12 protein-coding genes are annotated in these 11,336 nt (G+C 41.6%); 7 read left to right on the top strand and 5 right to left on the bottom strand.

Going from position 1 to position 11,336, the window contains the following annotated elements; genetic code table 11:
- Positions 1–69: 69 nt before the first annotated feature.
- The 3 genes from MQE36_RS07760 (at position 70) to MQE36_RS07750 (ending at position 2,128) form a co-directional block, all read left to right on the top strand.
- The gene (locus tag MQE36_RS07760; protein ID WP_242938595.1) at positions 70–297 is read left to right on the top strand and encodes a heavy-metal-associated domain-containing protein; all 228 of its coding nucleotides are present in this window, start codon (positions 70–72) and stop codon (positions 295–297) included.
- A 1-nt stretch (position 298) separates the two neighbouring features.
- Positions 299–1,258 carry a cation diffusion facilitator family transporter gene (locus MQE36_RS07755; protein WP_242938594.1) on the top strand — a complete coding sequence of 320 codons (960 nt, stop codon included), beginning with the start codon at positions 299–301 and terminating at the stop codon, positions 1,256–1,258.
- A gap of 174 nt (positions 1,259–1,432) precedes the next feature.
- Positions 1,433–2,128 (top strand): GNAT family N-acetyltransferase, encoded by a 696-nt coding sequence (locus MQE36_RS07750; protein ID WP_242938593.1) that lies wholly within the window; start codon positions 1,433–1,435, stop codon positions 2,126–2,128.
- A 278-nt stretch (positions 2,129–2,406) separates the two neighbouring features.
- On the opposite strand, the gene MQE36_RS07745 is transcribed toward MQE36_RS07750, so the two are convergent.
- The 5 genes from MQE36_RS07745 to MQE36_RS07725 all read right to left on the bottom strand — a co-directional run bounded on the left by MQE36_RS07745 (position 2,407) and on the right by MQE36_RS07725 (position 6,243).
- Positions 2,407–2,775, bottom strand: coding sequence for a C1orf53 family protein (locus tag MQE36_RS07745; protein ID WP_242938592.1), 369 nt, complete (start codon positions 2,773–2,775; stop codon positions 2,407–2,409).
- A 71-nt stretch (positions 2,776–2,846) separates the two neighbouring features.
- Complete coding sequence (hemL, locus tag MQE36_RS07740) at positions 2,847–4,133, bottom strand: glutamate-1-semialdehyde 2,1-aminomutase (RefSeq protein WP_242938591.1); 1,287 nt, start codon at positions 4,131–4,133, stop codon at positions 2,847–2,849.
- Positions 4,134–4,142: 9 nt separating this feature from the next.
- Positions 4,143–4,955, bottom strand: coding sequence for a glucosaminidase domain-containing protein (locus MQE36_RS07735; RefSeq protein ID WP_242938590.1), 813 nt, complete (start codon positions 4,953–4,955; stop codon positions 4,143–4,145).
- A complete protein-coding gene (locus MQE36_RS07730) occupies positions 4,948–5,856 on the bottom strand; it encodes a 1-aminocyclopropane-1-carboxylate deaminase/D-cysteine desulfhydrase (RefSeq protein ID WP_242938589.1) in 909 nt (302 codons plus the stop codon). The genes MQE36_RS07735 and MQE36_RS07730 overlap by 8 nt, the downstream gene beginning before the upstream one ends.
- 42 nt (positions 5,857–5,898) lie before the next feature.
- Positions 5,899–6,243: a hypothetical protein gene (locus MQE36_RS07725; protein ID WP_242938588.1), complete on the bottom strand. Its 345-nt coding sequence runs from the start codon at positions 6,241–6,243 to the stop codon at positions 5,899–5,901.
- Positions 6,244–6,378: 135 nt separating this feature from the next.
- On the opposite strand from MQE36_RS07725, the gene MQE36_RS07720 reads away from it, so the two are divergent.
- From MQE36_RS07720 to MQE36_RS07705, 4 genes are all read left to right on the top strand, one after another.
- Positions 6,379–6,543: a C1orf53 family protein gene (locus tag MQE36_RS07720; protein WP_242938587.1), complete on the top strand. Its 165-nt coding sequence runs from the start codon at positions 6,379–6,381 to the stop codon at positions 6,541–6,543.
- A 213-nt stretch (positions 6,544–6,756) separates the two neighbouring features.
- A complete protein-coding gene (locus MQE36_RS07715; RefSeq protein ID WP_242938586.1) occupies positions 6,757–8,760 on the top strand; it encodes a urocanate hydratase in 2,004 nt (667 codons plus the stop codon).
- A 65-nt stretch (positions 8,761–8,825) separates the two neighbouring features.
- Positions 8,826–9,368, top strand: a complete 543-nt coding sequence (locus MQE36_RS07710) for a DUF4136 domain-containing protein (protein WP_242938585.1) — start codon at positions 8,826–8,828, stop codon at positions 9,366–9,368.
- Positions 9,369–9,572: 204 nt separating this feature from the next.
- Positions 9,573–11,330, top strand: coding sequence for an aromatic amino acid hydroxylase (locus MQE36_RS07705; RefSeq protein WP_242938584.1), 1,758 nt, complete (start codon positions 9,573–9,575; stop codon positions 11,328–11,330).
- Positions 11,331–11,336: the final 6 nt, after the last annotated feature.

The raw sequence follows: 11,336 nt of genomic DNA, 5'->3' as shown, positions 1-11,336 counted from the left end.
ATTATACAATAACGAAACCGGGGATTGTACTGAGATTTGTAGTATCGAATAATAAATAAATCTAAAAACATGGAAAACAACAAAGAATTACAGTTTAAAACAAACCTCAATTGCGGAGGTTGTGTGTCAAAAATACAATCAGATATGGATAATGCAGCAGGGATCTGCCATTGGAATGTAGACACCGCTAACGACGATAAAATCCTCACCGTAAAGTCAGAAGGCATTACTGAAGATGAAGTGATAGCAATCGTTAAAAGCAAAGGATTCAGGGCAGAGCCTTTGGCACAAAAGTAATATGATGACACATTCTAAGGAGCATAGCAATTGTAACGGACAGGGCGGTCATCAACACCATGACCATTCCCATAAAAACGGACTGTCGCTGGCATTTTGGCTGAACCTTTTCTTTTCGGTCGTTGAGTTAATCGGCGGGATCTTCACCAATTCAACCGCTATTATTGCCGATGCATTTCATGATTTTATGGATGCCGGAGCTATCGGGCTTGCCATATTGATGGAGAAAATATCAGGTCATAAGCGCACAGCTACATTTTCGTACGGCTATAAGCGTTTCTCCCTTTTATCGGCATTGATACTGTCTGTATTTCTATTGTCGGGCTCTGTAGCAATGATCATTGCTGCCTATAATTCATTTATTAATCCGAAAGAAGTACACAGTGTCGGAATGTTATGGATAGCGCTTTTAGGGTTGGCCGTAAATGGTTTTGCTTTTCTCAGGATAAAAAAAGGCGGACACGGACACCACCATCATGGACATAGTCATGGCGGACATAACCACAACAGTGAATCTATAATGCTCCATTTATTAGAGGATGTGTTGGGATGGGCAGCCGTACTTATCGGTTCCGTCGTTATTTACTATACCGGCTGGAATTGGATAGATGGAGTTTTAGCAACAGGAATTGCCTTGTTTATCGGTTTCAATGCTACTAAAAACTTAATCAGCACTTTAAAGGTAATGTTGCAATCCGTACCCGAGGATATAAATCTGGACGAACTCCAGAATGAGTTACAAAAAATTGACGGTGTTACCGATATTCACGATGTACATGTCTGGACTATGGATGGAAGCTACAATGTTGGTTCGCTCCATGTTGTTATAAACAATTCCAAAGCAAGATCGGAACAGGACGTTATGAAGAAAGTAATTCGGCTGATGCGAAAACTTAATATTCAACATCCCACTGTTCAGATTGAAACGAACAAGAACAGATGTCAATTTGTGAACTGTTAGATGGCATCTAATTCAACATTAAGGCAGGCAGCCCCGCAAAAATGAGGCATGCCTGCTTTTATATAATGAGAACCCAACCTGTTGTCTGCTTAGGGAATTTAGCGTATTTTCGGCTCATATATACCTTGACATTACGGGAAAAGGCCCGAAAACAGAATAGAATTTATTGACATTATGAAAACAAATTTTGAAACGGAAGAGAAAAAACTGGATAACCCTGTCTGGAATTCTTTGAATGAAACACACCGCAATTTCTCCGTGGTGTATCAAGACGCTAAATTTTATAAACCTGAATATGGCCCTTTCGGAGGTTTTATAATGCCTGAAAACTCCTCAGACAGCATCGGTAAATATGCCGATCTGATTGACAATTTTTATGTCGTAGGGAAAAAACCGGAATGTAAAAGCAAAGTAACATTAAATAAAAACCTGGTTTGTGATCAAATGATTTTAAAAAAACCTATCCTTTTTGATGTTAACGAACAAATTGTCGAATTGAAATCCGATATCCAAAAGAAGGAACTATTTGATCTGGTAAGTTTAGTGCAACCGGGATATTTTAACAGTAAAACAGCCGACCTGGGGAAATACTATGGGATATACAAAAACGATCAGCTTGTTTCCGTAACAGGCGAAAGGATGAAGATGAACAAATTTACAGAAGTAAGTGCCGTGGTTACCCATCCGCAACACACCGGAAAGGGTTACGCCAGGCAATTGATAAAGCATGCTACACAACATATATTCGGTGAAAACAAAACTCCGTATTTACATGTTGCCGAAACAAATATCGGCGCAATTAAGCTGTATGAGAAACTAGGGTTTACAAACAGACGAAAAATAAGCTTCTGGAACCTCGTATTAAATTAATATGAGTCCGGATCGTTTATAATTGACAATCAGTAATTTGATACTTTATACCAGGTCGGGGTCTTATTTTAAAGGCCCCAGGTTCAATAACTTCTCGACTGCACCCGAAACGACAGTTGTACGATACTGTATCAGGCTAACAATCAATATCTTTATTGTTTGTGTTGCATCGAACTCACGAAATAAACCATGGGCTGTTCGTATTCACCCGATGTATGAAACTAACAACACAATGCTGTTTTAAAAAATAAAATACTGATAAAAGGAAAGCTCCCCGGTTAATACCCGGCCTTTGACTTTTTGTATGGGCAATGCAGACAACCATTACTGCAACATGTTCCTCTTCGCAGGTGATACCAGGCTGTAAAAACATAATTACCGGCATCGTTTATATAATAATCGACTCCTTCTGCCGGAGTTTCCACTTGACCTAAACCGGCAATGATTTTCCTTTTTTCCTTTGTCAGCTGCTCCGTATATTCATTTATCTTTTGAGCCACGACTTCAGTCAGACAACCACGACATAAACATCCCATACCGGGTTCTAATGGCATGATCATAGGCAATGCATTACACCAACACCCTGAAGAATAACAGGAAAAAGGGTTCTCGCACTGCGGGCAGGTTTTCGGTCTTTCTACTTTCATTTATCGGCATTCGTTGATAACCAACCCGGAGGTTTCTCCGGGTTTACATATTTTTACAGAAAGTAAATCTCTTATAAGGCTCCTGCTACTTTGGCGACTGCATTGATTGTAAAATCCAGGTCGTCGTAACTCAATGCGTCGTTTAAGAACCAGCTTTCAAAAGCACTTGGTGGCAAATATACCCCTTCAGTTAACATTCCGTGAAAGAATTTCTTAAAGGTATCGTTATTGCCTTTGGCTGAAGATTCAAAATCTACCACTTTATCGTCGGTGAAGTGTACCGATATCATAGATCCTAACCGGTTGATCGTGTAAGTCACTTCGGCATCATTCAGCACTTTTATCAATCCTCTATGCAGATATGCTGTTTTTTCCTCAAGGCTTTTAAAGACTTCTGGATGATCGTTTAGCTCGCTTAACATAGTTAATCCCGCTGCCATAGCCAATGGATTTCCACTTAAAGTCCCTGCCTGGTATACCGGGCCTAAAGGTGCCAGATGGTTCATAATCTCATTTCGGGCAGCAAATGCCCCTACCGGCAAACCTCCTCCTATCACTTTTCCAAAACAAACAATATCGGCTTTTATATTAAAGAGTTCCTGGGCTCCACCTCTGGCCAACCTGAAACCTGTCATTACCTCATCAAAGATCAGTAACACCCCATACACATCACATAATTCCCTGAGTCCTTCAAGAAAGCCTGATTCAGGGATAATACACCCCATGTTCCCGGCTACAGGCTCCAGAATAATGGCAGCTATTTCACCCTTATTGGCTTCTAGCAACTCTTTTACATTACTCAAGTCGTTGTAGCGTGCCAGCAAAGTATCTTTAGCGGTTCCCTGGGTTACTCCCGGACTATTCGGACTCCCGAAGGTTACGGCTCCGCTTCCTGCCTGAATTAAAAACGAATCGGAATGACCGTGGTAACACCCTGCAAACTTTATAATCTTATCTTTCCCCGTATATCCTCTTGCCAGACGCACAGCACTCATACATGCTTCGGTACCACTATTCACAAAGCGGATCTTGTCTATATTAGGCACCATCGATACCGCCAGCTTTGCTATTTCCGTTTCCATCTCAGTCGGGATTCCGAAGGATGTTCCTTTTTGCGCTTTAGCAACGACCGCATCAACGACCGGCTTATGGGCATGCCCCAGTATCATAGGCCCCCATGAAGCGATATAATCTATTAATTTATTCCCGTCTTCGTCATACAAATATGCTCCTTTGGCTTCCTTAACATAAATAGGTTCCCCTCCAACGGCATTAAAAGCTCTTACCGGAGAATTCACGCCTCCGGGGATATATTTCTGTGCCTCTGCAAACAAGGCACTGCTTCTTTTGTATATCATGGTTCTGTACTAGTTTTTTATTTTCAATTTCTGGCCTATTGAGATGATATTATTTCTCAGACCGTTTAAACGTTTTAACAAATCGACGGTTATATTGTATCTTCTGGAGATCGAATACAGGGTTTCTCCTTTTTCAACCACATGATAATTGCCTGAAGCTTTCACTATTACTTCCGGGGGGTCTGCAACTACTTCATACCTTCCTTTTAAAACATCCTTATCCAAATCGTATAACCTGTAACGCTCTATAAGGCTTATCAGTTTTTCAGGATATCTCTTATCGGTAGCATATCCTGCTTTCCTGAGTCCTCTTGCCCACCCTTTATAATCGCTTTGTTTCAATTTAAACAGAAAAGCATACCGGCTTCTGGTGGTCAGAAACCTGGAATGGTCTTCAAAAGACTGGCCCGGGTCGTTATATTTTCTAAAACATTCTCCCTTTTCATCGTCATCGTGGAAAACGCCTTCGCCGCCCCAGTTATGACATTTAATCCCGAAATGATTGTTTGCCTTTTTTACAAGGGTTCCTTTTCCTGCTCCGCTTTCTAATATGGCCTGGGCCATTGTTATACTTGCCGGAATACCATGCGTTACCATATTTTGCTTGGCTATCGGGCTAAAGTAATTGATGTAATCTTCAACCGTATTGGTGGTTACCGTGGTTTTCGAGGTGGACTCGAGGGTTTCCGATGATCTTTCTTCTTTTTTCTCAACGACTTCACGATGTACCGGAGGTCTCTTTTTACTTGAAACGGCTTTCTTTTTAGAACCGCAGCTTGCCATAATCAGCAAACACAATACGACAGCTATTTTTTTAAACATCTATTAAGGGTAATTTTTTTTGTTCCAATCGTTGGTTCATCCCGGCTATGCCCTGCAATCCTCCGGTATGAACGGCTAAAATATCAGTATCCGGCTCAAACTTATCATTTTTTATCATATCTGCCAGTCCGAATAGCATTTTTCCGGTATAAACCGGGTCTAACGGGATATTTGTTGTTCTTTTAAAATCGTTTATAAAATCGATCAGTTCTTTATTGATCTTCGCATAGCCTCCAAAATGATAATCTGCAATCAGGCTCCAATTATCTCTCCGGGCAAATTTAAGAATTTCATCTTTTAGGAAATCACCTTTCAATGCCGGAAATCCTAAAATATGCTGGTGTTCTTTAGCGCTATTAATAAGTCCTGAGATTGTTCCCCCTGTTCCTACACAGACAGCTATATAATCAAACTCAGCATCTTCCGGCTGTAATATCTCTTCACAGCCTTTAACAGCCTGCGTATTGGTTCCTCCTTCGGGTACGAGGTAAAACGACCCGAACATTTGTTCGAGTTCTCTTATAAATTCCCAGTCATTTTTATGTCTGTATGCCGCCCGGGAAACAAAGTGAAAATCCATTCCGCAACTCCTTGCATAACTAAGTGTCGGGTTATCATCTACAGACTCCTCCAGCTCCTCCCCTCTTATAACCCCTATACTTCTAAATCCATTTTCCTGTGCGGCATAAGCCGTTGCCGCGATATGATTTGAAAAGGCACCGCCAAAAGTCAACAAACCTTCAGCTCCCTTATTCCTGGCTTCCAACAAATTGTATTTAAGCTTACGGTACTTATTTCCGGATATAAAAGGGTGGATGAGATCTTCGCGTTTTATAACAAGCCTTACTCGCTTTTCTCTGCATATATTCAAGATAATCTCTTCGTTCTTAACATCTATCATTCTGACAAGGGAAAATTATACACCACCCCACAACGGGAGAGGTTATCGTTTTGAAGTCCGTGAAGTATAGTAACGGGTAAAACTCCAGGGATTTCTGATCTTCAGATAATCCGGGTCGTGTTCGTTTGCATAAGCTTCGCGTTCGAAACTCACATTTTTATATGCCGTGTAGGTACTTCTGTACTTTAGAATCCCTATTACCCATTCAATTAAATAGATTATGTAAAAAGGGATGATCAGAAGTTCCAGTTGTTGTTTCAGATGAATTTTTTCATGATTGATAAGTATTTCATCCTGTCTTAAATCGTTATCCTTTATAAAAATAACCGGCCACAGGGTTAAGCCCACATACGGCTTAGGAAATATATGTTTAAATACCAAGATCATATATTGCTAATCTCAAAAGAGATTTAATTCTGTTATATTTGTAAAGTTAAGTATATACGGAACAATATTTAACGAACTATATTAAATAAATTTTAAAGAGTTATCCACAAAATAACTTTTTTCGATATTTGCCCCATGAAGAAGAACATCCCTTTAGAGGAAGGAGATTATTACCTGTCGCCACAAGGATATAGGGTTTTTACCGAGAAATATCATTTAAAGCGCGGGTATTGCTGCGAAAGCGGTTGCAGGCACTGTCCGTATGGTTATAACAAAAAGACGAATTCACAAAAAAACTAATACTACTTTGGATAACACCCTCATGAAATACAAAACCACCACTGCGTATTCCTACCACAGGGCTGATATCCGTTATCCATAGCTTTATACAGCACGAAGTCAGACATCAGAAGCCAGCCAGATGAATTCAGTATTCGGGTGAAGAGGTTATTTCCACTTCCTACCCCGGACTTCCGGCTAAATAAGTATTAATTTAATTGTAAAATTACACACATGACATTTAAAGAACAGATATCAGAAGGTATTCCTGCGGAGCTGCCTCAGCCTAAAATATACGAAACTGAAATTAACCATGCTCCTAAGCGCAAGGAGATATTAAATGAGCAGGAGAAAAAGCTTGCCCTGAAAAATGCCTTGAGATATTTTGATGCCAAAGATCATGCAACTTTAATTCCGGAGTTTAAGGAGGAGTTAGAGAAATATGGTCGTATATACATGTACAGATTGCGTCCTGATTACGAAATGAAAGCACGCTCAATCGATGACTATCCTGCGAAGAGCAAACAAGCTGCCGCCATTATGCTGATGATTCAGAACAACCTCGATTATGCGGTGGCCCAGCATCCTCATGAACTTATTACCTATGGTGGTAATGGAGCTGTTTTCCAAAACTGGGCTCAATACAGGCTTACCATGAAATACCTGGCCGAGATGAACGACGAGCAAACCCTGGTTATGTACAGTGGCCATCCGATGGGCTTGTTCCCTTCTCATAAGGATGCTCCGAGAGTGGTTGTTACCAACGGGATGATGATCCCTAATTATTCTAAGCCGGATGACTGGGAAAAATTCAATGCATTAGGTGTTACTCAATACGGACAAATGACAGCAGGAAGCTATATGTATATCGGTCCGCAAGGTATTGTTCACGGAACCACTATCACAGTTCTTAACGGATTTAGAAAAATTGGCAAAGAGCCCAAAGGGCATTTATTTGTCACTTCCGGCCTCGGAGGGATGAGTGGTGCCCAGCCAAAAGCCGGGAACATCGCAGGTTGTATCACTGTCTGCGCCGAAGTAAACCCGAAAGCAACACACACCCGTCATTCGCAGGGGTGGGTTGATGAAGTTATTACCGATCTGGATGCATTAACCGGCAGGGTCAGAAAAGCAAAAGAAAATAAAGAAACCGTATCCATTGCATACCAGGGTAACATCGTAGATGTCTGGGAAAAATTCGACGAAGAAAATATCCATATCGATCTGGGATCAGACCAGACCTCTTTACACAATCCGTGGGCGGGTGGTTACTATCCGGCAGGATTGACTTTCGATGAAGCAAACGAACTTATGGCAAACAATCCGGAAGCATTTAGAAAAGCGGTTCAGGAATCGCTTAGAAAACAGGCGGATGCCATCAATAAACATACTGCAAAAGGCACCTATTTCTTCGATTATGGCAATGCCTTCTTATTAGAGGCTTCAAGAGCCGGGGCCGCTATTATGAACAGTCCGGAAGAAACTATCAGAACCAATCGTGAATTTAAATACCCGAGTTATGTACAGGATATTATGGGACCTATGTGTTTTGACTATGGTTTCGGACCGTTCAGATGGGTTTGTGCAAGTGGTGATCCGGAAGATTTAAAAAAGACCGACGAGATAGCCTGTAATGTTTTAGAAGAAATCATGACGAACTCTCCGGAAGAGATTCGCCAGCAAATGGCCGATAATATACAATGGATCAAAGGTGCCCAGGAAAACAAACTGGTGGTCGGGTCTCAGGCGAGAATCCTCTATGCCGATGCAGAAGGAAGGATGAAAATAGCAGAAGCTTTTAACAAAGCAATTTCTGAAAATGAAATTGGTTTTGTAATTTTAGGTAGAGATCATCACGATGTAAGCGGTACAGATTCTCCATACAGAGAAACCTCCAACATTTACGACGGCTCCCGTTTTACGGCAGATATGGCCATTCACAATGTAATCGGCGACAGCTTCAGGGGCGCTACCTGGGTAAGTATCCACAACGGAGGTGGCGTTGGATGGGGAGAAGTGATTAATGGTGGATTTGGTATGGTTCTTGATGGTAGTAATGATGCAGACAGACGTCTTAAATCGATGCTTTTCTGGGATGTCAACAACGGAATCTCCAGACGAAGCTGGGCTCGGAATGAAGGTGCCGTTTTTGCTATCAAAAGAGCTATGGAAGCAGAACCGAACCTAAAAGTGACCCTTCCTAACGAAGTAGACGATGATCTGTTAAAAAATGTTTAACCCGGTGATCTGCTGCGGAAGCAAATAGTTGTAGCTGGCCACCAAAAATTAAAAAGCTAATTGTTATGAGAACAGTTAAATTATTGTCATTGGTAGCCTTCATTGTATTATTTGCTACATCCTGCTCTTCTATAAGGGTTGCAGCCGATTATGATAAACAAGCAAATTTCGACGCATATAAAACATTTGCTTTTTATAAACCAGGTGTGGATAAAGCTGAAATTTCAGATTTAGATAAAAAACGGATCCTTAGAGCTGTAGAAAGAGAAATGATCGCTAAAGGCTATGCACTCTCTGAAAGCCCGGATGTACTTGTAAGTATCTTTACCAAAGAACGCGACAGGGTAAACGTATACAACAACGCAGGCTGGGGCTGGGGTCCTTACTGGGGACCATATTGGGGAATGGGATACAGCAATGTATCTACCACCACTGAAGGCTCTCTTTACATCGATATTATTGATGCTGAAGAAAAAGAACTCATATGGCAAGGGAAGGGAACCGGAAACCTGATTACCTCCGGAGACATTGACAAAAAAGTCATCAGGATTAATGAATTCGTAACAGAGATCATGTCTCAATACCCTCCGGGTGCCATGAAAAACTAATTACAAGAGGGTGTCTAAAAAGTCAAGACACCCTCTTTTTTATTCGGGTAGGTATCGGAGAACTATTCTCAAATACGCAAATTATGGAGGGGTTGAAATACTTTTTGGACGCCCTCTTTTATCTTCTTCTGTTATCTGTAATTTAAGATTGTGTTTCGGTTAGGTTTTGTAACTTTACAACAACACAAACACTAAAAACGTATTATGGATACCGCATACACCAGCAATCCTTTACTAGACAGGCTTCCCGGGCACCTAAAACAGTTTATCAAGCCTCAGCATTACGATGACTATTCACCTGTTAACCAGGCCGTCTGGAGGTATGTAATGCGTAAAAATGTAGATTACCTGAGTAAGGTTGCCCACGAATCGTATATAGACGGGTTAAAACAAACAGGAATTTCCATCGATCATATTCCGAGCATGTATGGCATGAACCGGATATTAAAGGAAATTGGCTGGGCGGCTGTTGCGGTAGACGGATTCATCCCCCCTAATGCGTTTATGGAGTTCCAGGCGTATAATGTTCTCGTCATTGCTTCTGATATCCGTCAGCTGGAACATATAGAATACACACCGGCTCCTGATATCATTCACGAAGGTGCCGGACATGCTCCTATTATTGCCAACCCCGAATATGCTGAATACCTCCGTCGGTTTGGTGAGATTGGTGCCAAGGCCATATCAAGTGCCAAAGACTACGAAATGTACGAAGCTATCAGACATCTTTCAATAATAAAAGAAGCTGAAGGCACCCCTGAAGAAGCGATAGAAAAAGCAGAAAAACACATTGATTTCCTCCAGGAAAACATGGGCGAACCAAGTGAAATGGCACTTATCAGAAACTTACACTGGTGGACCGTTGAATATGGTTTAATCGGAGAACCCGACAACCCCAAAATATACGGAGCAGGACTGCTTTCCTCCATCGGAGAAAGCGCGTGGTGTATGACCGATCAGGTAAAAAAACTTCCATATACCATCGAAGCTGCCTATCAGGGATTTGACATCACCAAACCTCAACCTCAACTGTATGTTACCCCTGATTTTGCTCATCTGAGTCTTGTCCTTGAAGAATTTGCCAACAAAATGGCCTTAAGAAGAGGGGGCCTAGACGGGCTCAACAAGCTTATCTACTCTAAAGCACTCGGAACTACCGAACTCAGTACCGGTATTCAAATATCCGGTGTATTCAGTAAGGTCATTGCACATGAAGGCAAACCGGTTTATGTTCAAACAACAGGAAAAACGGCACTGGCATACAGAGAGAAAGAATTGGTCGGACACGGAACCACATACCACACCGAAGGGTTCGGCAGCCCCATCGGGAAGCTAAAAGGCATCAACCTGGCGATTGAAGATATGAGCCCCCGCGACTTAAAAGCATACAATATTTATGAAGGACAACGGGTTGTTTTTGATTTTGAAGGCCATATAAAGGTGGAAGGCGAAATCATTACCGGAAAACGCAACCTGCAAGGAAAAATCATCCTTATCAGCTTAAAGGACTGTACTGTTACTTACGATGATGAAATATTGTTCAAGCCAGAGTGGGGAATCTATGATATGGCGATCGGAAAAGAGGTAGTTTCTGCTTTTTCGGGACCCGCCGATGTAAATAGTTTCGACCTTATCACCCATGTTCCATCAGAACAAACCATCAAACCAAAAAAGTCGGCCAGCCGCATCGAACTCGAAAAACTATACCAACAGGTCAGGGATTACAGAGACGGAAAAAACAGAACCATCTCCCGACATAAAGTTTTCGAGCAAATCGTAGCCCATCATCCAAGTGACTGGCTGCTTCCCATAGAACTTTATGAACTGGCGGCAAACAATCACGACGATGATTTTGCTCAGGAGATTTTAGACCACCTGGAAATTGTTAAGCAAACCCGACCTGAAGTAGGCCACCTTATAGACGGCGGGATTTCTTTGATCAATTCAGAATTAATTCATTAAATTTAG

Source organism: Zhouia spongiae (assembly GCF_022760175.1).
Taxonomy (GTDB): domain Bacteria; phylum Bacteroidota; class Bacteroidia; order Flavobacteriales; family Flavobacteriaceae; genus Zhouia; species Zhouia spongiae.
Note: the sequence above shows the minus strand (reverse complement) of the source record. Positions and strands in the feature narration are given on the sequence as shown.